Here is a 23,151-nt window from a genome sequence, read left to right on the forward strand (position 1 = left end):
TCGCGCGGTCCACGCCCTTGCATGCATCTCCACGACCACGGCGCGCCGCTTAGGCTGGACCGCATGGCCACCGTCATCCTCGTCCGCCACGGCCGCACCACCGCCAACGCCTCCGGTGTCCTGGCGGGGCGGGCGGCGGGCGTGGCGCTCGACGACGTCGGACGGTCGCAGGCGCGACGCACGGCCGAGCGACTCGCCGTCGTGCCGCTCGTCGGCGTCGTCACCAGCCCCCTCGAGCGCTGCCGTCAGACGGCGCGGGCCGTGACGGACCTCCAGACCGGATCACCCACCACCCTGGCGGACCGTGGCATCACGGAGTGCGACTACGGGGACTGGCAGGGGCGCGCCCTCGGCGAACTCGCGAAGGAGGCTCTGTGGTCGGTCGTGCAGTCGCAACCGTCGGCCGCGGTGTTCCCGGGCGGCGAGTCCATGGCGGCGATGCAGGCACGCGCCGTCGCGGCGATCCGGCGCCACGACGCCCGGTTCGAGGCCGAGCACGGTCCGGGCGCGGTCTGGGCGGCGGTGAGTCACGGCGACGTCATCAAGTCCGTGATCGCGGACGCCCTCGGCATGCACCTCGACCTCTTCCAGCGGATCTCGGTCGGGCCGGCGTCGGTGTCGATCATCCGGTACGGCACCGCCCGTCCGGACGTCGTCGCCACGAACACGGACTCGGGTGACCTGTCCTGGTTGCGCGCGCCGGCACCCGCCGCGGACGCCCCGGTGGGCGGCGGTGCCGGGCATCCGGAACCGACGGCCGACGGCCCCGCCCCTCGCTGACCGGGGTCCGACCGGACGCTCGTAGGATGGACGCATGCCCACCATCGTGCACGGGTTCGACTGGCCCGATCGCGTCGTCGTCGGCACCGTCGGCCGACCGGGATCGCGCTCGTTCTACCTGCAGGTCCGGTCCGGCTCGCGGGTCGTCAGCGTCGCCCTCGAGAAGGAACAGTCCGCTGCCCTCGCCGAGAAGATCGGCGAGATCCTCGACCAGCTGATGACGACGGCGGGCAACCCCGTCAGCGTCCCTTCGGGGACACCTGTCGAGCTCGTCGACAACGAGCCGCTCGACCAGCCCGTGGAGCCGGAGTTCCGAGCCGGTGCGATGACGCTGGGGTGGGACCCGACGACGTCGCAGGTCGTGATCGAGGCGTTCCCCATCGACACCGCGGACGACGACGACGTCCCCGACGAACCCGCCGAGATGCTCGTGGTGCGCATCCCGGTCGGGACGGCGCGCGCCTTCGCCGAGCGCACGCTCGAGGTCGTCGGCGCCGGTCGAGCGATGTGCCCGTTCTGCGGCACCCCCATGGACCCGGACGGGCACGTCTGCCCGGTGCTCGGCGAGCGCTGATGCCCGAGGGGCCCGACCTCCTCACCGCGGACCTCGAGATCAGCGGGCGCATCACGACCGCCTCGAACGCCACCTTCCTGGGGACCATCGGCGACACCACGGTCGTGTACAAGCCGGTGTCGGGGGAGCGCCCGCTGTGGGACTTCCCGGACGGCGACCTCGCGCACCGCGAGGTCGCGGCCTACCTGGTGTCCGAGGCGTTCGGATGGGACGTCGTCCCGCGCACGTGGCTCCGCGACGGCCCGCTCGGCGCGGGGATGGTGCAGCTCTGGCAGGACGTCGACCCGGACCAGGACCCGGTCGACCTCGTCCCCTCGGACCAGGTCCCGGACGACGGCTGGCGCGAGGTCCTCGACGGGGACGACGAGACCGGCCGACCCGTGACCCTCGTCCACGAGGACTCCGTCGCACTCCGGCGCATGGCCGTGTTCGACGTCGTCGTCAACAACGCGGACCGGAAGGGCGCGCACGTCCTCGCGATGCCCGACGGTCATCGCCACGGGGTGGACCACGGGTTGACCTTCCACCAGGAGCACAAGCTCCGGACCGTGCTCTGGGGCTGGGTGGGCGAGGAACTGACGGACGACGAGCTGGCCGGTCTCGACCGCGTCCGCGCCGGGCTCGAGGGCGACCTCGCCGAGACGCTCATCGCGTACCTGAGCGCCGAGGAGATCGGGGCGTTCGCCGGCCGGTGCGCCCGCTTGGCGGCGCGTGGTCGCTTCCCGGCGCCGCACGGGCCGATGCCCGCGCTGCCCTGGCCGCTGTTCTAGCGGTCCCAGCCGCCGCGCCCCTGCTGTCCGCGCCCCCAGCCGCCGCCGAAGGCGTCGTCGAACCCGGCGGCGCCGAAGCCGCCGCGTCTCGAACCGAGGTAGGACCCGACCACCGCGGCCCCGAGGTCGTCGGCCTCCGGTGCGACGACGGTCCCGCCCGCGCGCTTCGCCATGGCGTCGATGAACCGGGCGAGCCCGGGGTCGTCGCCGAGACGGAAGAAGCTCGTGTGCGCTCCCAGGCGCGTCGACGTGTCGAGTTCGCGGATCGCGTGGGCGATCGTCAGCGGATCCGGCGGGTAGGCGAAGTACACCTCACCGCCCGGCTCGAGGTGCGAGGTCGGCTCGCCGTCCGTCACGACGAGCAGCACCGGTTGCGCGTTCGGGTGCTTCCGGAAGTGCCGGTTCGCCAGGAGCAGCGCGTGGTGCAGGTTCGTGCCCTTGTCCCACTGCGCGTCGAGCCCCACGAGCTGCTCGATCTCCATGACCTCGGCGGTCCTCCCGAACCCGATGAGCTGCAGGTCGTCGCCGCGGAACCGGCTCGTGATGAGCGTGTGCAGGGCCAGCGCGGTGCGCTTCATCGGCACCCAGCGGTCCTCCATCGCCATCGAGAACGACGTGTCGACGAGGAGCGCCACGCACGCCTGTGTCCGCGCTTCGGTCTCCTGCACCTCGACGTCGTCGATCGTCAACCGGACGCCGGAACCGATCGCGCGCCCCTCGCCAGCGGTGCGCGTCAGGGCGTTCGTCATCGTGCGCGTGACGTCCCACGGCTCGGTGTCCCCGAACGCCCAGGCCCTCGTCGCGCCGGAGCGCTCGCCCGCGGCTCCAGCGCTCCGCAGGTCGCGGCCTCCCGTGCGGCCGCTCATCTTCTCGGCGACGTCGCGGAGCAGCGCCGTGCCGAGCTGTCGCATGGCCTTGGGTGTCAAACGGAGTTGCCCGTCGAGTCCGCGCTTGAGTGCCCCGGTGTCGCGGAGGGCCTTCTCGAGCTGCTGCAGCGTCCGTGCGTCGACCGCGGACTCCTCACCGAGCTGCCGCCGGAGCGCGTCGAGGTCGAGGTCGTCGAGCTGTGACCCGTTGTGCGACTGCGCGAGCTGGTCGGCGAGCTGGTCGAGGTCCGCCAGGTCCTGGAACACTCCGGTCCCGTCGCCGAGCCCGAGACCCTCGTCGCCGTCCATGCGCTCGCCCCCGCCCCAGTCCTCGCCCGGACGGAGCGCGCGGAGGTTCCCGTCGAGTTGCGCGAGGGACTGCATCAGGTCGGGGGAGCCGAAGGCCTGGGCCGCCAGCGCGTCGAGCTCGTCCCGCTGCTCCCGGGTCATCGAGTTCCGCATGCGCTGGGCGGCCGCGGCTCGGGCGGCGAGGGCGTCGAGCAGTTCGTCGATGTCCACCGGCGCCTCGGGGAAGAACGCCCCGTGCTTCGCCATGAAGTCCTCGAACTGCTCCGGCGTGTCGGCCCCCCGCGCGTGCGCGTCGAGCAGTTCGTTCAGGTCGGTGAGCATGTCGTTGATCGCGGCCCGGTCGGCGTCGGTGGCGTTCTCGAGCGCCTGCTTCATCCCGGCGAACCGCTGGTCGAGCATCTCGCGCCCGAGCAGGTCCTTGATCCGCCCGTAGGCCGCGGCCGCCTGCGGACTCTGCCACCGGTAGTCGCTGAGCTCGCTCACCGCCGCGGCGGGGGAGGACGGGAGGCTGTCCAGCTGCATCTGGGCGAGGGCGCGGACGCCGTCGTCCATCTCCACGTCACGCGCCAGCTGGCCGCGCTCCTGCGTGACGGCCTGGTCCAGCAGCTCGCGGATCTCCTCGAGCGTGCCGTCGAGGTTGTGCTTGCGCGTCAGTTCGCGTCGACGCTCGGCGACACGGCGGGCGAGGTCGTCGAGCCCGGCCTGGTCACGACCACCGCGGCGGAGGAACTCCCGCATCGCGCGCTCGGGTGAGTACCCGGCCATGACGTCCTGACCGATGGCGTCCATGGCCTCGCTCGTGTCGACGGGCGGCGCGAGCGGGTCCGGGCCGCCGGCGTACTTCCGGTACCGGGCGTCGCGGGCGAGCCGCCGGTTGGTCCCCGTCATGCGACCTCACATCCCATACGCTGCTTCGCCCCCGCCGGTCTCCTTGCTCACGCGACGGGCCAGGTACAGCCCCTCGAGCGCGAGTTCGATCGCCCCGGCGCGCTCGCCGTCGGTGTGCGCACCGAGCCGGTCGGCGACCTGGTCGTACAGGTCGGACTCGCCGAGTGACGGCAGGCCGGACAGGAAGTCCCGCGCGGTCACCTGCTCGCCCGTGGTGACCATCCCGCCGCGTTCGAGCGCGTCGACGAGCACGCCGAAGTCGATGCCTCGGAAGTGCGCGCGCACCGTCTCGGCGGTCGCCGTGCGGAGCAGGTGCTCGAGGACGTCGTCCGCGCGGTCCTCTTCGCCCGACTCGAACTCGATCTTGCCGCCGAGCACGTCGACCGCGGTCTCGAGGTCGATCGGGCGCGCCACGGCCTCGTCCTCGCCCTGCCGTGTCGCGCGGTGGACCGCCGCGGCGGCGATGGTCTCGGCACCGGCGATCGCGAACCGCGCGCTGACGCCGCTGCGCTGGTCGACCGCGCTCGACTCGCGGAGCGCGCGGGTGAACCGGGCCAGGATCTCGACGAGCACGTCCGGCACGTCGGCGGTGAACTCGGCCTCCTGCCGGATGACCGCGATCTCGTCGTCGAGCTCGGTGGGGTAGTGGGTGCGGATCTCGGCACCGAAGCGGTCCTTGAGCGGGGTGATGATGCGCCCGCGGTTCGTGTAGTCCTCGGGGTTGGCGCTCGCGACGACGAGCACGTCGAGCGGCAGGCGGAGCACGTACCCGCGGATCTGGATGTCGCGTTCCTCCATGACGTTGAGCATCGCGACCTGGATCCGCTCGGCGAGGTCCGGGAGTTCGTTGATCGCGACGATCCCGCGGTGGCTGCGGGGGATGAGCCCGAAGTGGATCGTCTCGGGGTCACCGAGGCTGCGGCCCTCCGCGACCTTCATCGGATCGACGTCGCCGATCAGGTCCGCGACGCTCGTGTCGGGCGTCGCGAGCTTCTCGACGTACCGGTCCTCCCGGCGCCGCCACTCGATCGGCAGGGCGTCGCCCAGCTCCGCCGCCCGGCGCACGCTCTCGGTCGTGATCGGCTCGTACGGGTGCTCCCCGAGCTCGGAGCCGGCGATGACGGGCGTCCACTCGTCGAGCAGGCCGGCGAGCGTCCGGAGGATGCGCGTCTTGCCCTGGCCACGTTCCCCGAGCAGCACGACGTCGTGACCGGCGATGAGCGCACGCTCGAGCTGCGGGATCACCGTCGACTCGAACCCGTGCATGCCCGGCCAGGGATCCCGACCGGCGCGCAGGGCGGCCAGGAGGTTGTCACGGATCTCGGCGCGGACGCTCCGGGCCTGGTGGCCCGAGGCGCGGAGATCGCCGACGGTGGTCATCGTTGGACGCATCACCCCGTCAACGGTACGCCCGCCCCCCGCGGGCGGGCGGTCAGTCGTCGAAGTCGGTGCTGCGGCTGACGGCTTCCCAGGTGTCCGCGTCCGCGCGCAGCGCGTCGAGGGCGGATCGGAAGCCGTCCGACGCGTCGTTGCCGAGCAGGAGCATGAACGGCGGCTCGTCCGACTCGACGGCGGTGATGAGCGCCTCCGCCGCCTTGGCCGGGTCGCCCTTCTGCGTGCCGTGGACGGTGTCGTGTTCCTTCCGGCGTCTGCCGGCGGTCTCGGCGTAGTCCGCGATCGGCTCGGCCGACTGGGTCAGCGAGCGTCCGGCGAAGTCCGTCCGGAACCCACCGGGCTCGACCACCATCGCGGTGATGCCGAGCGGCGCGACCTCTGCGCGGAGCGACAGGGTCAGGGCCTCCATCGCCGCCTTGACCGCGGCGTAGTAGCCGGATCCGGCGGGCGAGATGCGGGCGCCGATCGACGAGATGTTCACGATGGTGCCGGATCGGCGGCCGCGCATGCCGGGCAGCACGGCCTTGATCGTGCGGACGGTTCCGAACACGTGGGTGTCGAAGAGGGTCTGGACGGGTCCTTCCTCGCCCTCCTCGACCGCCGCCCGGTACCCGTACCCGGCGTTGTTGACGAGGACGTCGACGGCACCGAACCGGTCCTCCGCGGCCCGCACGGCGGCGGTGACCTGCGCGTCGTCCGTGACGTCGAGCGCGAGCGCGAGCGCGGAGTCGGGGTGGTCGCGGGCGATGTCCTCGACCTTCGTCACGTCGCGCGCGGTGACGACGGCGTTGTGACCGTGGGCGAGCACGGCCCCGGCGAACGAGCGCCCGAGTCCGGTCGAGCAGCCGGTGATGAGCCAGGTGGCCATGGTGGGTCCTTCCGTGGTGGTGGAGATGGTGGTCGTGGTGGTGGACCCGGCGCCGCCGCGGGGTCGGACCCAGTGCGGCTGCGCGAGGACTCCGTGCGGGTCGACCGACGCGGCGACGCGGCGGAGGCGGGCGGTGTTGTCCCCGCTCACACGACCCGCGGCGCGTAGGCCTCGGCGAGGCGGTCCATGAGCGCGTCCTTCTCGGGGTCGACCTGCTGGCGCTCGGGGTGCGCGTCGTACCAGGCGACGATCTCGCGCGCGCCCTGCCGGAACGTCGTGCGCGCCGCGAACCCGGGCACGAGCGTTCGGATCTTGGCGTTGTCGAACACCATCGTGTTCGCCTTGTCGCCGATCACCCCCGCACCCCACGCCGCGTCGTTCGCGAGGATCGCCTCGGTCGGCACGTGCACGAGTTGCGGCTCCGGCGCGTCCGCAGCGGCCGCCACCTCGGTGAACAGCTGGTTCCACGTCGGGGTCTCGTCGCCGGTGATGTGGAACGCCTCGCCGATCGCCTCGGCGCGGTCGAGGACGCCCGTGAACCCGACGGCGAAGTCGCGGCTGTGGGTGATCGTCCAGAGCGAGGTGCCGTCGCCCGGGACGACGACCGGCTTGCCGGCCCGCATCCGGGCGATCACGGTCCAGCCGCCGTCGAACGGGATGAGCGTCTCGTCGTAGGTGTGCGAGGGTCGGACGATGGTCATCGGGAAGTCGTCGTCCCGGTAGGCCTGCAGCAGGAGCTCCTCGCAGGCGATCTTGTTCCGCGAGTACTCCCAGTACGGGTTCTTCAGCGGGGTCGACTCCGTGATCGGCAGGTGGGTCGCCGGCGTCTGGTAGGCCGACGCGGAACTGATGAAGACGTACTGGCGGGTCCGTCCGGCGAACACCTCGATGTCCTGACGGACCTGGTCCGGCGTGAACACGACCCAGTTCACGACCACGTCGAACTGCGCGTCTCCGAGCGCCGCCTCCAGCGCCTCCCGATCGGCCGTGTCCGCGGTCAGCCGGGTGACCTCGTCGGGGATCGCCCGCAGGTCGCTCGATCCGCGGTTGAGCACGGTCACGTCGAACCCCTGCCGCACGGCCTCCCGCGTGCAGGAGGCGCTGATCGCGCCGCTCCCGCCGATGAACAACACCCTGGCACCCGTCATCGTCCGCTCCTTCGCGTCCGCGCCCGTGGTCCGGGCGCACGCTCCCAGCCTGGCACCCGCCGGGAGGCACGGTCCAGGTCCGGCGGTCCGGCCCGGCGCGGTCCGGCCCGGCGCGGTCCGGCCCGGGCGCAACGGGAAGGGGTCCCGCCGACGTCGGAGGGCCGGAGCGGGGTAGCGTCACTGCCGTGCTCCACCGCTCCACCTCGCCCTCACGGGTGCTCCGTCCCGGCCTCGTCCTGGTCGGCCTGCTGCTCGTCGCCGCGAACCTCCGCGCCGGGATCACGTCGGTCGGGCCGGTGCTCGCCGACGTGCAGCAATCGGTGCACCTTCCCTCGGCGACGGCGTCGGCGCTCATCAGCCTGCCGTTGCTCGCGTTCGCGGCCGTCGCACCGGTCGCGCCCGCGATCGCACGCGCCCTCGGGATCGAGCGCACGCTCGGGGTGTCCTTGGCCGCCCTGGCGGTCGGGATCGTCCTCCGCTCGGTGCCCGGACCGGCGCTGCTGTGGGTCGGCACCGTCCTGCTCGGCGTCGCGATCGCGGTGGTGAACGTCGAACTGCCCGCGCTCGTCAAGCGGGACTTCCCCGACCGCATCGGGCAGGTCACGGGTGCCTACTCCGCCGTGCAGTCGACGTTCGCCGCGATCGCGGCCGGGATCGCGGTCCCCGTCGCCGGGTCCGACGGCTCGGGCTGGCGGCTCGCGCTCGGGCTCTGGGCGGGTCTCGCGCTCGTCGCGCTGGCCGTCTTCGCGCCGCAGCTCCGGGCCCGGACGGTCGTGCCGCCGGCCGCGGACGACGTCGCGCTCGACGACGTCCGGCACCCGGACCCGACCCACCGGTCACCGTGGCGCTCGGCGCTCGGATGGCAGGTCACGGCGTTCATGGGCCTCCAGTCGGTCGGCTACTACGTCGTCATCACGTGGCTGCCGACGATCGAACGCACCGCCGGGGTGAGCGCCGCCGCGGCGGGCGTGCACCAGTTCCTCCTCAACGCGTTCGCCATCGCGGGCAGCCTCCTGTGCTCCGCCGCGCTGCCGCGGTTCCGGGACCAGCGCATCCTGGCGTCGGTGAGCCCGCTGTTCTTCGTGGCGGCGATGGCGGGACAGCTCGTGGACCCGCACCTCGCCGCGGTGTGGGACAGCCTCATCGGTGTGTCCGGTGGAGCGTGCATCGTGCTGGCCCTGTCGTTCTTCGGCCTCCGCACCGAGCACCACCGACAGGCGGCTGGGCTGTCCGCGATGGCGCAGACCGTCGGGTACCTGTTGGCCGCGGCCGGACCGATCGCCGTGAGCGCCCTCCACGACGCGGTCGGTTCCTGGCGACCGGCACTCGTGGTGCTGCTCGTGCTCGAGGTCGCGCTCGCCGGGCTCGGCCTGCTCGCCGGGCGCCGCCGGGTCATCGGCTGATGCTCCCCGCCCTGGCGACCAGCACGACGGCTGACCGCACGGCCGTCAGGTGAACTGGATCGGCGTCCCCACCGGCAGGGTCGCGAGCGCGGCGGTCATCGCGGCGGAGATCCGGACGCAGCCGTGGGAGCTGCCCGTGGGGTCCGGGTAGTAGTGCAGCGCCGTCAGGGCGGAGTTCCCCCCGTACCCGGGAAGCAGGGCGGAGTGCGCCCCGGTCAGGGCGATCGGGTGGCCCTCGGTGTACGCGATCCTCGTGTCGACGTAGTCCGCCTCCATGTACGTCGAGGTGGCGGCGGGCGTCGGATCGGTCGGTGTGCCCAGCCGGGCGGCCTCGCTCGTGGCCGTCGCACCGCTCTCGGTGACGATCGCGATCGTCGAGGTCGCGTTGTCGACCCGGATCATCCGGTCCGTCCGGGTCAGGGTGAAGTCGGCCGCCCGCGCCCACGCGAAGGTCGCGCTCGGGGCGGTGGCCACACCGTTCGTGCCAGGGGTGCTCTTCCGTGACGGCGTGGACACCAGGACCATCCCGCCGTCGGCACCGGGGGAGCGTCCCCAGACCGCCGTGGCCGCTGGCCGGTTGACGGTCGGCACGGTGGCGCCGAGCGCTGCGATCGGCGCGCTGTCGGCGGCGGGGCTGGCGTACAGCGGCACGAGCGCCTGCCTCGGTGTCGCGATCTCCCACTGGTTCGCGGGGTGGGCCGTGGTGCCGTCGAGCAGGCCGGGGATGACGGCGTCGTAGTACGCCAACGGCAGCGCCGCGAGGGCCTGGGGACCGACCGGCGGCGGCACGGCCGCGAGGGTGGGTGTCGGCGCGGGCGTCGGGGTGATGCGGCGTGCCTCGGCGGTGGGGGTCGTCACGGGCGTGGCCGGACGCCCGTGGGTGACGCCGACCCCGATGCCCACCGCGACGAGCCCGACGACGACGACGCCCACCGCGACGAGCAGCGGACGCTGCCGCCGCCTCGACCGGGAGGCCCGCAGCGCGTCGGCCTGGTCGCCCGGCTCGTCGACGTGATCGGTCGTGTCCACTGTTCCCCCTCCGGCACGAGGGGCCCTCGACCCTCGTGCGCCAGGTCCATTGTCGTCCGCGGGTGCCCCGTCGTCCGCCGCCGCTCCGGACGGTCAGGCGGGCCGGAACCGGCGGAGCCGCAGACTGTTGCCGACGACGAACACCGAGGACGCGGCCATGGCGGCACCCGCGATCATGGGGTCGAGCAGCCCGGCCATGGCGAGCGGGAGCGCGGCGACGTTGTACGCGAACGCCCAGAACAGGTTGCCGCGGATCGTCCGGAGTGTCCGTCGGCTCAGGGCGATCGCATCCGCCGCGGCCGCCAGGTCACTCCGGACCAGGACCACGTCCGCGGCGTCCATCGCCACGTCGGACCCCGTGCCCATCGCGATGCCGAGGTCCGCGGCGGCGATCGCGGCCGCGTCGTTCACACCGTCCCCGACCATGGCGACGACCGCCCCGGCACGTTGCAGGTCGGTCACGGCGCGGTGCTTGTCCTCGGGTCGCACCTCGGCGACCACCTCGTCGATGCCGACCTCGGTGGCGACGGCACGGGCGACCTCCTGCCCGTCGCCGGTGAGCAGGACCGTCCGGAGACCCATGCGTCGCAACCGCTCGACCGCGGCGCGACTCGTCGGGCGGACCGCGTCGGCGACGAACACCAGGCCGAGGACGTGGCCGTCGCGTGCGACCGCCACGACGGTCCGCCCGGTCGCGGTCGCCCGCTCGACGTCGGCCACGAGTGCTGCCGGCAGGGGTGTCGCTCCGAGCCCCGTGACCCAGCCTGGACGACCCACGCGGACCACGGCGCCGTCGACCACGGCCTCGACGCCGGATCCCACGGTGGAGCGGAAGGCCGAGACGGTCGCAGCGGTGTCGTGACCCGCGCGCTCCACGAGGGCGCGCGCGACCGGGTGTTCGGACCGACGTTCCACGGCGGCGGCCAGGGCGAGCACGGTCTCCTCGTCGGTCCCCGTGCCGGGCGCGAGCACGACCTCCCGGACCTGCATGCGACCGGTGGTGACGGTGCCGGTCTTGTCGAGCACGACGGTGTCGACGCGCCGGGTGACCTCGAGCACCTGCGGGCCCGTGATGAGCACCCCGAGCTGCGATCCACGGCCGGTCCCGACGAGCAACGCCGTGGGCGTGGCGAGACCGAGGGCACAGGGACAGGCGATCACGAGCGTCGCGACGGCGGCGGCGACCGCCGGACCGGTTCCGGACCCCATCGCGAGCCAGCCGACGAGCGCGACGAGCGCGAGGCCGATCACGACGGGGACGAACACCGCGGAGACCCGGTCGGCGAGCCGTTGCACGGACGCCTTCCCCGTCTGGGCGCGGACGAGGAGGCGACCGATCCGCGCGACCTCGGTGTCGGCGCCGATGCTCGTCGCGGCGACGACCAGGGCCCCGCCGACGTTCACGGTGGAGCCGGTCACGGCGTCACCGACCGCGACCTCGACGGGCACGGACTCGCCCGTCATGATGCTCGTGTCGACGGCGGAGGTCCCCTCGACGACGACACCGTCGGTGGCGATCCGGTCGCCGGGACGGACGACGAACCGGTCGTCGACGCGGAGCGCCGTCGTGGGCACCTCGACCTCCCGACCGTCGCGCAGCAGGCGGGCGGTCGGGGTGCCGAGGTCGAGGAGCGCCCGCAACGCGGCCCCCGAGCGACGACGGGCCCGGAGCTCGGCCACGCGGCCGGCGAGCAGGAACACGGTCACGACCGCGGCCACCTCGGCGTAGGAGTGCGTCCCGGCCCCGTCCCGGCCGGCGAGACCGGCCATCAGGGACCAGACCGACCAGAGCAGGGAGGCGGTCACCCCGAGCGACACGAGCGTGTCCATCGTCGCGGCGCCGTGTCGGGCGTTCACGACCGCCGACCGGTGGAACGGCCACGCGCCCCACGCCGCGATCGGGAGCGCCAGGACGAGCGCGACCCAGGTCGACCCGGGGAACCGCAGGACGGGCACCATCGACAGCGCGACCACGGGCAGGGCGAGCGCGGCGGAGACAGCGAGTCGGCGACGCAGGGGGAGGGCGGGGTCCCGTTCCTCGACGTCCGGTTCGGGCAGGTGCGCGTGGTACCCGGCGGCCTCGACCGTCCGGATCGCGTCGGGGACCCCGATCTCCGGCGGGAGGAGGACCGTGGCGGTCTCGGTCGCGTAGTTGACGCTCGCCGCCACGCCGGGCAGCTTGTTGAGCTTGCGTTCGATGCGGTTCGCGCACGATGCGCAGGTCATGCCCTCGATCGCGAGGTCGACCGGTGCGGCGGTGTCGCTCATGCCTCCGCCAGCGCGTACCCCGCGTCGTCGACGGCGGCCGCGACCTCGGCGTCGCCGAGCGGACGCTCGCTCGTGACCGTCGCGGTCGAGATCCCGCCGACCTGCAGGTCCACCACGACGCCGAGGACGCCCGGGAGCTCGCGGAACGCCTCGTCGACGCTCATGACGCAGTGCTCGCAGGTCATCCCGCTGATCCGGTAGTCGGTCGTCGTCGGCTCGGTCATGCTCGTCTCCCTCGGTCATCGCGATACCCTGGCGGGGTACCGCACCACGATACCGCCAACGACCGGGAGGCACGGCATGACCGACGAGACCACGCACCACCACGGGTACATCTCCGCGAAGGACGACTACCTGAAACGGCTCCGGCGCATCGAGGGGCAGGCGCGCGGCCTGCAGCGGATGGTCGACGAGGAGCAGTACTGCATCGACATCCTGACCCAGGTCTCCGCGATGACGAAGGCCCTGCAGTCGGTCGCCCTCGGACTGCTCGACGACCACCTCGCGCACTGCGTCGCCGACGCCGTCGCGGAGGGCGGTGATGCCGCGGACGAGCGCATCCGAGAGGCATCGGCGGCGATCGCGCGACTCGTGCGCTCCTGATCGGGCGCGGCCGCCGGTGACGGTGGTGCTCCCTACGCTGCAGTCCGTGGCCGAACCGGTGGGTGTGTGGTGGGCGCGACGGCAGTGGTCGCGCGGGCGCGACGTGCCCTACGCCGTCGGTGAGTTCCGCGAGGCATGGCGTTCCTTCCCGGTCCTCGTGCGCCAGTACCACCCCGACCGCAACAGCGGCATCGTCCTTAGCCAGATCCCGCCCGCCGCCGACGTCTTCCTGTGTTGGGAGTGTGACGCCGGCCACGTGTTCGTCGCCACACCGAGCGAACAGCGGTCCCGTCCCGGCCGGGAGCGCCGGCGGTCCTCGTGGTGTCCCGAGTGTGCCGCGCAAGCCCGACCCCGCGGACCGCTGACCCTGCTGCACCCCGCCGTGGTGTCGGCCACGGGTCGGGGCGGGGTCACCGGGCCGGCATCCGACGCACCACGTGCGCCCGCTCCGCTCGCGACGCGTCCGGCTCGACCCACACGTCGTGGCCGGGACGTCTGCACCCGGACCCCCGACCTCCCGGCGGGGACCCCGTTCCGCAGTGCGTGCGCCCCGCGCCCGGCGTCCGCGGTGGAGGCGCAGCTGCGTGCCGACCTCCGCGCGCGGCTCGAGCACACCGAGGGCGACAACGCGGTGCGTCTCGCCCGACCCTTCTTCGACCACCTCGAGGCGTGGCCCGACGTCGTGCTCCCGGAGCTCCGCGTCGCGATCGAGTACGACTCGACGGGACGCCACGGTCTCGAGCACGTGGGCCGCCGTGAGGACGCCGACCGCCGGAAGGACCGTGCCCTCCGAGCCGCGGGGTGGGAGGTCATCCGCATCCGGACCGGACGGCTCCCGGCACTCGGGCCGCACGACATCGAGGCCGGCGGGTGGTCCCGGCGGACGCTCGCCCGGCTCGTGGACGAACTGCGGGCGGTGCGCGGGGACCTGCTCGTCGACGCCTACCTGCGCGACTGACACCGGGCACGGTCCGCACGGGGCCCGAGATCAGGTCCGGAGCGCGACGGCCTCGCTCACCCAGCGCGTGTAGAGGTCCCACGGCGCCGGCTGGCCGTCCGTCACGCGGCCGACGTGCTGGCGGAGGTCGTCCTCGATCCTGAACCACTCCGACCCGGGGTACCGCAGGTGCGCGAACCGGTGGTGTCGGGCGCGTTCCAGGGCGCGCCCACCCCGTTCGAACCCGAGGAGTTCCTCGTGCCAGAGCCGGGCGAGCCGCTGGCGGGGGTTGGCGGAGGTGCCGATCTTGATGCGCTCCTCGAAGCGGATGTAGTAGACCACGTCGACGCGTGGCGGACGTGCCTCGCCGTCGGGCACCGCCCCGACGCGCCACTCGCACACCCCGCAGACCCACCCAGACGGATACCGCACGCCGGTCCGTGCTCCGCAGGCGGCGCACGGCGCGGGGAGGACGTCGTCGACACCGCCCGTGGCGCCGGCCCACTCGGCCGCCACGGCCAGGTGCTGCGCGCAGAGCGCGACGGGCGCGTCCGGAGGGACCGGGCGGCGGCAGGACGAGCCGCACACCGGACCCGCACAGGCGGCCGCTCGTGTTCCCAGCGAGCGTCGCGCGGCGGTCCCGTGGCCACGGTCGTCGATCCCGTCGTGGTTCGTCACCCTCGCACGGTACGGCGGACCCCCGACGCGACGGCGCTCCCGCACCCGATGTGCACGGCACGGCGGTCCGTTCCACTCCGCTCGGAAATGGCTGGGAATCGGATTGCCGTACGGAGTCCAGGAAGGCCGACTCCCGCGGAAACACGGGGACCGGGAAAGCATACCGAGTATCCTTTTCCTGAACCATGCTCACGCATGGTTGTATGACGGCCATGGGGAAGATCTGGGAGTTCGGTCGGCGCACGAGCGGCAGCGCGGGGGAGGCGCTCCTCACCGCCGCTGACCGCGCGTCGCTCGCGACCGTGTCGGGCGCGGTCACCACGGCACGACCGTGGTTGCACTTCTGGTACTGCGACACCGAGCGGGACGCCCGAGCAGCGGCCGACCGCATGCGCGAGTCCGGATGGGGCATCCGTCGCCTCGGCCGGGCCGTCGGTGAGGACGGATGGGCCGTGATCGCGGTCCGCACCGTCTCCGTGATCGACGAACGCACGGTGTCCGACGCCCGGCGGTTCTTCACCGACCTGGCCCGTCACCACCACGGTGACTACGACGGCTGGGAGTACGGCGTCGACGCGCCCGCTCCCTCGCATGCACTTCGGCTCTGACGACGACGTCGACCGACCACGACACCGCTGATCGCGACCGGGCCCGAGGCGGCCGCGCGCGGCGGGGAGCACGGCGCCGGGAGGTCCTCCGGCGCCGACACGCGGAAGCGGCGGCGCGCACACCGCGCCGCCGCTTCCCTACGCTGTCCCTCGTGCAGCTGTTCCTGATCCGCCACGGGGAGACCCCCACGAACGTCGTCAAGCGCCTCGAGACCCGCGTCCCGGGTCCGGACCTCACCCCGACGGGACGCGAGCAGGCCGACGCCCTCGCGGCATCGTTCGTGAGCCGCAGGCTGGACGCCGTCTACGTCTCACCGCTCGTCCGGACGCACCAGACCGCGGCCCCGCTCCTCCAAGGGCGTGACCTGGTCGCGGTGGAACTCCCGGGCCTGCTCGAGATCGAGGCGGGTGAGCTCGAGGGTCACGACGACCGTGCCGCCGTCGAGCGGTACCACGGCACGATCGGTGCGTGGGTCGCGGGGGACCTCGACCGTGCGATGCCCGGCGCCATCACGGGCCGCACCTTCCTCGACCGATTCGACGGTGCAGTGGAGCGCATCGCGACCGCCGGCGACGAGGTCGTGGTCGCCGTGAGCTCGGGCGCGGCCATCCGGGCGTGGGTCGGCCTCCGGGTGGACAACGTGGACCTCGCGTTCGTGGCCGACCACGTCCTCGGCAACACGGGTGTCGTCGAGCTCCAGGGGTCACCGGACGACGGGTGGACCTGCGTCGCCTGGGAGGGTGCCGGAGTGACCGCGGGCGCGACCGACGCGGCCGGTGGCGTCATCTGACCGTGGCTGGCGGGATCTGACGACGGTCGGAGACCACGCCTCGGCGACCCATGCCGCGCCTCCCGGCCGACGCCGCCCCCGACCCGAGTCGATGAGCGTGGAGAGGGTCCGGGCGCGACCCGAACGCACCCGGACCCTCCGGTGCCCGGCGTCGCGACGTGCGACGGGGCGTCCACGCGGACGATCGCGCCATGACCCGAACACGGCTCGGTCGCCCTGTGGGCCCGCCTGGTGGCGGGCTGGTCCAGTGTCGATCGCGGTCCCGACGGGTGCAGGGGGGAAGCATCCACCAGGAGCGCGTGCATGACCGACGCTGGAGGTCTGGCTCACGGCACGGGCCGACCCTTCCGTCGGCGCTGCCGGAGGACGACAGCGCCGACCGCGGCCTGGAGCAACCCTGCGGCGACCGCGGCGAACGGAGCGAGGTGCCCCGTGGACGGCGCGAGCGCGAGGAGTCCGGACGCCGCGGTGGCGGCGCCGATCGCGGCGACGACGACCGAGATGCGGCGTGGTGTCGCAGCGACCCTCCGCACGACGACGGCGGCTGTCACCGCCGCGGCTCCCGCCGTCACCATGAGGCCGGCCTCCACGACCCCGGCCGACGCGATCGGCGGCGAGGGCAGCAGCGGCACGACCCCGACCAGGAGGCCGGCGCCGCCGAACACGGCGAACGAGACCCGCCCGATCCACGACCCACGGACGGCGTCCCATGCGCCGCCGTCGCCGAACCCGAGCACGAACGCGGCCATGAAGGTCGCGGCACCACCGAGCATCGCGAACGACGCCTGACCGGACGGTCCGGTGGGACCGCCGGTGGGACCGGCGAGCTGGGCGATGACGCTGGGCAGGGCGCCCACCACCAGCGCGGTGCCACCGAGGAGCATCGTGCTGCTCCGCGGTGCGGTGACGCGCGCTGTGGTCATGTCGGCTCCGGGTCGGTCGGCGGTGGACGGGGACGACGCCGGTACCACCCCTGAGACCACGACACCGGTGCCGTTCCGTCCGATCACCAGCAGCGTAACGGCAAAACCGTACTGTTGGGTATGCTTCTTGGCCCCACTCCGGGGGTGTCGGTCCGGCGGCGCTCGGGGAGGACGGGGGTTCGACCCCAAAACGGGGGACGCAGCCCGTCCCCGTGTACCGCTCCGCCCATGGACCGGGCAGGCGCGGACCCCGGACGGCGGGACGTCCCGCTCCTCGCGATCCGCGGCACTCCGGGCGCGCGGGCAGCACGACGGCGAGGGCGTGGTGCCGCACGACACGCGTCGTGTACCCCGCGCGAGGTGCACGTCGCCGTCGGGGCGGCGCGACCGTGTGGAACGGGTGGTGTCGCGACGGACCGCTGCCCCATACGATGCTCATGACCGCCACCGAACGTACGTCCAGTACGCGAACCCGAGAGACCGACCTGTCCCCTCACGCGCATCTCCTCCCGGGAGCCCTGGTGCACCGCCGTCAGCTGACGGAGGTGCTGCTCACTGCGCTCGAGCGGACGAGCGACAGCACCTTCGTGGCGGACGTGCACTGGCCGAGGCGGCACGCGTACTTCGGACCGTGGGGCACGGACGACGTCGCCGTCGGACCCGCGCTCGCGCTCGAGACGCTCCGTCAGACCGCGATCGCACTCGCGCACCTGCACCTCGGGGTGCCGTTCGGACAGGCGTTCGTGATGGAGTCGATGCGCGTCGAGGTCGCCGACGACGCGGTCCGCCGCTCCGACCGCCCCGGATCGCCGACCATCGACGTCGTGGTCTCGGAGCTCGTCGAGCGCAAGGGCGTCGCCGCGTCCTACGACTCGATGCTCACGGTCCGCGACGGCGACCACGTCCTCGCCCGCGGGGGCGGTCGTGCCCGCACCATCCCCGGACCCGTGTACCGCCGGATGCGCGAGGGCGCGCCGTCCTCAGCGGACGTCGATCGCCTGCCGCCTCGCCCGAGTCCGGCCGCGCACGGGCTGGTGGGCGCGCCGACGCCGGACTTCGTCCTGCTGTCCGGTGCCGCGGGCAGCGACGCGTTCGAGCTCTCGCTCGACGCCACGAACCCGGTGTACTTCGACCACCCGCTCGACCACGTGCCGGGCATGGTCGTGCTCGAGGCCGCGCTGCAGGCCTTCCGCGCCCACGCGGACGATCCGACGCACACGCCCCGCGAGGTCACGGTCGAGTTCCTCGCCCACGCGGAGCTCACGAGTCCCGTGACGATCACGCTCGAGCGCGAGGACGGCACCGAGGTCGCGGTCCTGTGCCAGGACGGCGTCGTCGTGTCGCGCGTCCGCGCCTCCGCCTTCCCCGGCTGAGTCGCACTGCCCCGCTGAGCGGCACTGCCCAGCTGAGCGGCACTGCCCAGCTGAGCGGCACTGTCCGGCTGAGCGGCACTGCCCGGCCTCGTCGCACCGCCCGGCCGAGCCGCACCGCCCGACAGAGCGGTGCCGTGGGGCGTGCGGTCAGACCGCCGAACGCATGATGCGGGCCGGGAGGTCCGCCACGAGCGGCTGCCGCTCGGCCGGCACGAGCGCGGGGATGAGCAACATCGTCCACATGTTCTCGAGCTGCTGGAAGAGGTCCTCGCGGCTGTGCAGGATGTCCGAGACGAGCTGCACGCCCGTGTACGCGGGGATGAGGAACGCCGCCAGGCGCGTGGGGTCCACGTCGGCGCGGATGTCGCCCTCCTCGACCGCCGCCGCGATGAGCCCCTCGACCGTGTGGATCCAGCCCGCGTACGGCGCCTCGCGCTCGAGACCGTTGCCGCCGGCCTCGGTGGTGAGCCGCACCCCGGCGGACACGACGACCTCGTCCTTCATCTGCTGGGCGAAGGTCTGCGACATCCACATCATCCGCTCGAGCGCGGTGCGTCCGAGCAGGAACACCCGCTCGCCGTACGACTGCGCGATCTCGTACTGCAGCTCGATGACCGCGTTCGCCACCTCCTCCTTCGACTTGAAGTGGTGGTAGAGCGCACCCTTGGTGACGCCCGCCTCCGAGGCGACGACGTCGAGCGACGCGTTCGCGTACCCGCGCTGCTCGAAGATCGTCGCGGCGCTCCGGACGATCTTGTCGCGCGTGACGACGGCGCGCTCCTGCTGGGCCATGGTGTCCCCTCCGACTCCCAACGGCCCCGACGGCCGCTCCGACATGGTAGCCACGCTCAGGTCCTGTTACCGTCCGCACGACACCCCTCGACGTGAATGGATGGCCCCCAGCGTGCAATCGTCCCCCGAAATGTCCTCCTCGCTGTCCTCCTCGACACCTGTCGCGGTGACCGGTCCGCTCGGGTTCATCGGGCGACGCGTCGTCGACGCGCTCGTGGCGGAGGCCGTGCCGGTCCGCGGTCTCGTGCGTCGTGCGGTGCCCGAGAACGCCGCCTTCTCCCCGGTGTCCGGGGACCTGCTCGACCCGGAGGCCGTGGCCCGCCTGGTCGCGGGTGTGCAGACCGTCGTGCACAGCGCGGTCGCGATCGGCGGGGACGACGACGCCGTCCGCCGCACGAACGTGGACGGCACGCGCATCGTCGTCGAGGCGGCGGCCGAGGCAGGAGCGCGCGTGGTCCTGGTGTCCACCGCGGCGGTGTTCGGCTCCGGGCCGCACCGGGGCGGTCCGCGTCCGGGTGCGAGGCCCGAGTCCGCGACCTCCGTGAGCCGTGCGGAGGCGGAGCGGTTGGTCCTCGGAGCTGGCGGAGCCGTCGTCCGCCCGAACGTCGTCCACGGGGTGGGGGACCGATGGGTGTTCCCGTCGGCGCTGCGCCTCGTCACGGCCGTGGGGGCGGTTCCGGACACCGAGGCGCGGGTGAGCGTCGTGCACGTCCGGACACTCGGCCGCCGCATCGCGGCCGCCGCCCTCACGCGCGCATCGGGCGTCGTCCCCGTCCACACCGATCCGCCCGTGGCCGCGGGCGAGGTCGTGGTCACCGCCGCCGAGGTGCTCGGCCGCTCCCTGCCCCCGGTCGTGTCGGTGGAGGAGTTCCGCGATCGCGCCGCCGGTCGGGGTCTCAGCTCCCACCAACTCGCGATGCTGCTCGACGACGCGTGGTTCGACGTCGCCGACCCGGAGCCACTCGGCACGCTCGAGCTCGACGCCGAGGACCGCGACTGGTACCGGTCCCTCGCGGGGTGAATCCGGCCGGCGTCACTCGCGACGCCGGGCCAGCGCCGCGTCGATCGCGGTCGCGCCGAGGGACACCACGGCGACCACCACGAGCACCCAGCCCGCCGCCGCCGGGGTCAGCGCGCCGGGGTGGACGGGTCGCGGGACCGCCAGGAACACGACCGCCGTGATGCCCGCGAGCGCCCCGAGCACCGTCCAGACCGTTCGACGGACCAGACCGGCGACCAGGCGTCGGTCGCGTCGGTCGGCGAGCACACGCACGTTCACGTTGAGGTGACCGGTCTCGAGGGCTTCCCCGATGCGGTCGACGCGGCGGGGCAGGCGCCGGAGTCCGGGCAGCACCGCGAGTGCCTCACGGACGAGGAGGTCCCGGACCCCGGCGGGGGTCGCCTGGTCCCGGATCTGGTCGCGGGCGAGCGTCCGGGCCTCCTCGAGCAGGTCGAACGCGGGCGTGACGGTGCGTAGCGTGCCCTCGAGGATCGCGAACGCCCGGGCGGCCGCGACGAACTCCGCGGGGACCGCCATGCCGTAGCGGCCGAAGACCTCGACGGCGGCGTCGACCGTGTCGATCCCGATGCGGGCTCCGGGTCCGAGCTCGTCGACGACGAACGTCGCGATGTCCCGTCGGAACGCCGGTTCGTCCACGGGGTCGGCGAGCGGGGCGAGCCGGAGCACCCCGTCGGCGATGCCGCGCGTGTCGGACTGCAGGTAGGCGACGAGCAGTTCCTGGACGGTCTCGCGCAGGGTGAGGTCGAGCCTCCCGACCGATCCGAAGTCGACGAGCGCCGGCCGCCCGTCGGGCATGACGAGGATGTTGCCGGGGTGCAGGTCCGCGTGGAAGACCCCGTCGACGACCACCTGCCGGATGAAGGCGCGGACCACGGTCCGCATCAGTGGTTCCAGCGACGCGGTGTCGGCCCCGTCCGCGCGGGCCGTCGCGAGCGTACGACCGTCGAGGAACTCCATGACGAGCACGCGGCGGGAGCTCAGCTCGTCGACGAGCTCGGGCAGGTGGAGTTCCGCGGCACGACGACTGCGCGCCTGCGTCGCGCGGAGTGCGGCGAGGTTCGTCGCCTCGCGGCCGAAGTCGACCTGCCGCACGAGGTCCGTCGCGTACTGGGCCGCGGCGTCCTCCACCCCGAGCCGACGTGCCTGGGCGGAGGTGCGCGCGAGGAACCGGGTGACCCGCAGGGCGATGTCGACGTCGCGGCGGATCACGACCGCGACGCCGGGTCGCTGCACCTTGACCGCGACGGTCCGGCCGTCCCGGAGGCGGGCACGGTGGACCTGCGCGATCGACGCGGCCGCGACCGGGACGGGATCGAACGCGGCGAACACCTCGTCGACGGGCGCACCGAGCTCCTCACGGAGGAGGGCCGCGACCGCGTCGGCCGGCGCGGGGGTGACGTCCTCCTGGAGATCGGCGAGGGCGGCGCGCCACTCGTCCGGCAGCAGGTCGTCACGCGTCGAGAGCAGCTGACCGATCTTGACGAACGCGCCGCCGGCCTCCTCGAGTGCGCGCCGCAACCCGGTCGCCTGCTCGACCCGGAGACCGGCCGTTCCCGGGGACCGCGAGAAGTCGAGGCGGCCGAACGGCAGCAGCCCGTTGCGCCGAGCGATGCCGAGCAGCTCCGCGAACCGGCGAGCACGGTCGCGGAGCGTCCCCGTCGCGGTGTCGTCGCCCTGGGCGAGGTCGGCCAGGCGCGGCAGGGTCGCTCGTCGGTCCGTCAAGACCCGATCCTGGACCGCGACCCTGAGCACGGACGACACGGCGCAGCGGCGACACGGCGCAGCGGCGACACGGCGCACCGGCGACACGACGCCCGCACCGGGACTACCGTCTGCGGCACCGCGCCCGAATCGTTCCGGCGCGGGGAGAGGAACGACGTGTTCGAGGCCGAGAACATCCGCGACTGGATCGGGCAGCCGGTCGTCGACGCCGGCGACGACCGGATCGGCAGCCTGGAGAGCATCTACTTCGACACCGCGACGTCGCAGCCGGCGTTCGCGAGCGTCCAGATCGGTCTGATCGGTCGGCAGCGACTCGTGTTCGTGCCCCTCGACGGCGCCACCGTGTCGCCCAAGCACCTCAAGGTGACCTACGACAAGAAGCTCGTCAAGGACGCGCCGTCCATCGACACCGACGGCGAGCTCGAGGCGTCGGTCGAACCGACGCTGTACCAGCACTACGGCCTCGTGTACCAGGCCGGTGCGGGCGGCGAACGGCGACTCGGGCGCCGCTGACCCCGACGACCGTCGAGCGGGCCCTGGACGTCCCCCCACATCGGCACGTCCATCCGGCCGCTCGACGGCCGTCGCACGGCCGGAGCCGCGCCTGTGCTCGAAGTCTCCCACAGGACGCCCGTCCTGGGAAATCGACGGGAACCAGGCCGGGGCGGCGTCCCTCATCGCTCCTGCCACTACGGTGGTCTGCCATGGGCATGCGTGAGGACCAACGCCGACGCACGAGGGACGCCATCCTCGAGGCCGCAGCCCTGGAATTCGGGGAACGCGGCTACCAGGCGACGACCTACGCCTCGGTAGCGGCCAGGGCGCAGGTGGCGAAGAGCCTCGTCAGCTACCACTTCGCGTCGAAGACCGACATGGTCCAGGCGATCATGGACGTGTCCTTCACGCAGGAGGGCGTGTTCGCCGCGCTGCCGGCCGCCGATCGTCCCCCGTTCGACGAACTCGCCCTGTCGACCGTCTTCGTCGCGATGCAGGAGCAGTCGGACCCCATCGGTCGGGCCGTCGTGCGGCTCGAGCGCGAGGCCGAACTCATCGACATCGACCTGCCGGTGCCGTACGTCGGGTGGATCCAGTTGTGCGCGACCACGCTGCAGCGCGCGGTCGACATCGGGGACGCCCCGCCCGAGGTCGACATCCCGTTCGAGGCGCACCTGATGGTCGCCGGGTTCGTCGGCCTCCACGAGCTCGCTGAGTCGCTCGGCGAGTACGAGGGCTTCGTCGCCCGGGCCGTGTCGAACGCGCTCGACCGCTACGCGACGCTCGGTGCCACCCCCGCGGCCCTCGCGTCCGCCACCGAACGCGCGATCGAGGCGATGGAGGAGGCCGGGTGCGACGACGTCGACCGCATCCGTCGTCGGCTGCGGCGACTGGTCGGCTGACCGCCGCC

Annotated in this window: 23 protein-coding genes; 12 read left to right on the forward strand and 11 right to left on the reverse strand. The window is 73.3% G+C overall.

Features of this window, described 5'->3' with window-relative positions; genetic code table 11:
• The first annotated feature begins 63 nt into the window (after positions 1-63).
• Genes DEI81_RS02785 through DEI81_RS02795 form a run of 3 tightly spaced genes read left to right on the forward strand, consistent with a single transcriptional unit; the run spans position 64 to position 2,124 of the window.
• Positions 64-780: an MSMEG_4193 family putative phosphomutase gene (locus DEI81_RS02785; RefSeq protein ID WP_111009002.1), complete on the forward strand. Its 717-nt coding sequence runs from the start codon at positions 64-66 to the stop codon at positions 778-780.
• 34 nt (positions 781-814) lie between these two features.
• Positions 815-1,354, forward strand: a complete 540-nt coding sequence (locus tag DEI81_RS02790; RefSeq protein WP_111009003.1) for a DUF3090 domain-containing protein — start codon at positions 815-817, stop codon at positions 1,352-1,354.
• The gene (locus DEI81_RS02795; RefSeq protein ID WP_111009004.1) at positions 1,354-2,124 is read left to right on the forward strand and encodes an SCO1664 family protein; all 771 of its coding nucleotides are present in this window, start codon (positions 1,354-1,356) and stop codon (positions 2,122-2,124) included. The genes DEI81_RS02790 and DEI81_RS02795 overlap by 1 nt, the downstream gene beginning before the upstream one ends.
• Here DEI81_RS02795 and DEI81_RS02800 read toward each other — a convergent pair.
• The 4 genes from DEI81_RS02800 to DEI81_RS02815 all read right to left on the reverse strand — a co-directional run bounded on the left by DEI81_RS02800 (position 2,121) and on the right by DEI81_RS02815 (position 7,598).
• A complete protein-coding gene (locus DEI81_RS02800) occupies positions 2,121-4,187 on the reverse strand; it encodes a VWA domain-containing protein (protein WP_111009005.1) in 2,067 nt (688 codons plus the stop codon). The genes DEI81_RS02795 and DEI81_RS02800 overlap by 4 nt on opposite strands.
• A 6-nt stretch (positions 4,188-4,193) precedes the next feature.
• Entirely contained in the window at positions 4,194-5,579 is a 1,386-nt protein-coding gene (locus tag DEI81_RS02805; protein ID WP_111009331.1) for a magnesium chelatase, read from the reverse strand.
• 40 nt (positions 5,580-5,619) lie between these two features.
• Entirely contained in the window at positions 5,620-6,450 is an 831-nt protein-coding gene (locus DEI81_RS02810; RefSeq protein ID WP_111009332.1) for an oxidoreductase, read from the reverse strand.
• A 146-nt stretch (positions 6,451-6,596) separates the two neighbouring features.
• On the reverse strand, positions 6,597-7,598 hold the full coding sequence (locus DEI81_RS02815) for an SDR family oxidoreductase (RefSeq protein ID WP_111009006.1): 1,002 nt from the start codon (positions 7,596-7,598) through the stop codon (positions 6,597-6,599).
• 185 nt (positions 7,599-7,783) lie between these two features.
• Here DEI81_RS02815 and DEI81_RS02820 point away from each other — a divergent pair, with 185 nt between their 5' ends.
• Positions 7,784-9,001, forward strand: coding sequence for an MFS transporter (locus DEI81_RS02820; RefSeq protein WP_111009007.1), 1,218 nt, complete (start codon positions 7,784-7,786; stop codon positions 8,999-9,001).
• Positions 9,002-9,046: 45 nt separating this feature from the next.
• On the opposite strand, the gene DEI81_RS02825 is transcribed toward DEI81_RS02820, so the two are convergent.
• The 3 genes from DEI81_RS02825 to DEI81_RS02835 all read right to left on the reverse strand — a co-directional run bounded on the left by DEI81_RS02825 (position 9,047) and on the right by DEI81_RS02835 (position 12,522).
• Positions 9,047-10,030 (reverse strand): L,D-transpeptidase family protein, encoded by a 984-nt coding sequence (locus DEI81_RS02825; protein ID WP_111009008.1) that lies wholly within the window; start codon positions 10,028-10,030, stop codon positions 9,047-9,049.
• Between the two features lie 93 nt (positions 10,031-10,123).
• Positions 10,124-12,298 (reverse strand): cation-translocating P-type ATPase, encoded by a 2,175-nt coding sequence (locus DEI81_RS02830; protein WP_111009009.1) that lies wholly within the window; start codon positions 12,296-12,298, stop codon positions 10,124-10,126.
• Complete coding sequence (locus DEI81_RS02835) at positions 12,295-12,522, reverse strand: heavy-metal-associated domain-containing protein (protein ID WP_111009010.1); 228 nt, start codon at positions 12,520-12,522, stop codon at positions 12,295-12,297. The genes DEI81_RS02830 and DEI81_RS02835 overlap by 4 nt, the downstream gene beginning before the upstream one ends.
• Before the next feature lie 76 nt (positions 12,523-12,598).
• Between DEI81_RS02835 and DEI81_RS02840 the strand changes: the two genes are divergently transcribed.
• Together DEI81_RS02840 and DEI81_RS02845 are read left to right on the forward strand one after the other, a co-directional pair.
• Complete coding sequence (locus DEI81_RS02840) at positions 12,599-12,901, forward strand: metal-sensitive transcriptional regulator (protein WP_111009011.1); 303 nt, start codon at positions 12,599-12,601, stop codon at positions 12,899-12,901.
• A 46-nt stretch (positions 12,902-12,947) separates the two neighbouring features.
• Positions 12,948-13,859, forward strand: coding sequence for a zinc-ribbon domain-containing protein (locus tag DEI81_RS02845; protein ID WP_111009333.1), 912 nt, complete (start codon positions 12,948-12,950; stop codon positions 13,857-13,859).
• Positions 13,860-13,889: 30 nt separating this feature from the next.
• On the opposite strand, the gene DEI81_RS02850 is transcribed toward DEI81_RS02845, so the two are convergent.
• Positions 13,890-14,516, reverse strand: a complete 627-nt coding sequence (locus tag DEI81_RS02850; RefSeq protein WP_375334756.1) for a GIY-YIG nuclease family protein — start codon at positions 14,514-14,516, stop codon at positions 13,890-13,892.
• 203 nt (positions 14,517-14,719) lie between these two features.
• Between DEI81_RS02850 and DEI81_RS02855 the strand changes: the two genes are divergently transcribed.
• On the forward strand, positions 14,720-15,124 hold the full coding sequence (locus DEI81_RS02855) for a ribonuclease E inhibitor RraB (protein WP_181435093.1): 405 nt from the start codon (positions 14,720-14,722) through the stop codon (positions 15,122-15,124).
• A 152-nt stretch (positions 15,125-15,276) separates the two neighbouring features.
• The gene (locus DEI81_RS02860) at positions 15,277-15,915 is read left to right on the forward strand and encodes a histidine phosphatase family protein (protein ID WP_111009013.1); all 639 of its coding nucleotides are present in this window, start codon (positions 15,277-15,279) and stop codon (positions 15,913-15,915) included.
• Between the two features lie 326 nt (positions 15,916-16,241).
• Here DEI81_RS02860 and DEI81_RS02865 read toward each other — a convergent pair whose 3' ends face one another.
• On the reverse strand, positions 16,242-16,838 hold the full coding sequence (locus tag DEI81_RS02865) for a hypothetical protein (protein ID WP_146244002.1): 597 nt from the start codon (positions 16,836-16,838) through the stop codon (positions 16,242-16,244).
• A gap of 521 nt (positions 16,839-17,359) precedes the next feature.
• Between DEI81_RS02865 and DEI81_RS02870 the strand changes: the two genes are divergently transcribed.
• The gene (locus DEI81_RS02870) at positions 17,360-18,211 is read left to right on the forward strand and encodes a ScbA/BarX family gamma-butyrolactone biosynthesis protein (protein ID WP_181435094.1); all 852 of its coding nucleotides are present in this window, start codon (positions 17,360-17,362) and stop codon (positions 18,209-18,211) included.
• Positions 18,212-18,358: 147 nt separating this feature from the next.
• On the opposite strand, the gene DEI81_RS02875 is transcribed toward DEI81_RS02870, so the two are convergent.
• Complete coding sequence (locus DEI81_RS02875; protein ID WP_181434812.1) at positions 18,359-19,003, reverse strand: ScbR family autoregulator-binding transcription factor; 645 nt, start codon at positions 19,001-19,003, stop codon at positions 18,359-18,361.
• A gap of 166 nt (positions 19,004-19,169) precedes the next feature.
• Here DEI81_RS02875 and DEI81_RS15935 point away from each other — a divergent pair, with 166 nt between their 5' ends.
• On the forward strand, positions 19,170-20,024 hold the full coding sequence (locus tag DEI81_RS15935) for an NAD(P)-dependent oxidoreductase (RefSeq protein WP_181435309.1): 855 nt from the start codon (positions 19,170-19,172) through the stop codon (positions 20,022-20,024).
• 12 nt (positions 20,025-20,036) lie between these two features.
• Here DEI81_RS15935 and DEI81_RS02885 read toward each other — a convergent pair whose 3' ends face one another.
• Complete coding sequence (locus DEI81_RS02885; protein ID WP_181435310.1) at positions 20,037-21,746, reverse strand: AarF/ABC1/UbiB kinase family protein; 1,710 nt, start codon at positions 21,744-21,746, stop codon at positions 20,037-20,039.
• A gap of 156 nt (positions 21,747-21,902) precedes the next feature.
• Here DEI81_RS02885 and DEI81_RS02890 point away from each other — a divergent pair, with 156 nt between their 5' ends.
• Both DEI81_RS02890 and DEI81_RS02895 read left to right on the forward strand, forming a co-directional pair.
• A complete protein-coding gene (locus tag DEI81_RS02890; RefSeq protein WP_111009335.1) occupies positions 21,903-22,259 on the forward strand; it encodes a PRC-barrel domain-containing protein in 357 nt (118 codons plus the stop codon).
• A 191-nt stretch (positions 22,260-22,450) separates the two neighbouring features.
• The gene (locus tag DEI81_RS02895) at positions 22,451-23,143 is read left to right on the forward strand and encodes a TetR/AcrR family transcriptional regulator (protein WP_111009018.1); all 693 of its coding nucleotides are present in this window, start codon (positions 22,451-22,453) and stop codon (positions 23,141-23,143) included.
• The last annotated feature ends 8 nt before the right edge of the window (positions 23,144-23,151 follow it).

The sequence above is a fragment of the Curtobacterium sp. MCBD17_013 genome (genome assembly GCF_003234565.1).
Classification (GTDB): domain Bacteria; phylum Actinomycetota; class Actinomycetes; order Actinomycetales; family Microbacteriaceae; genus Curtobacterium.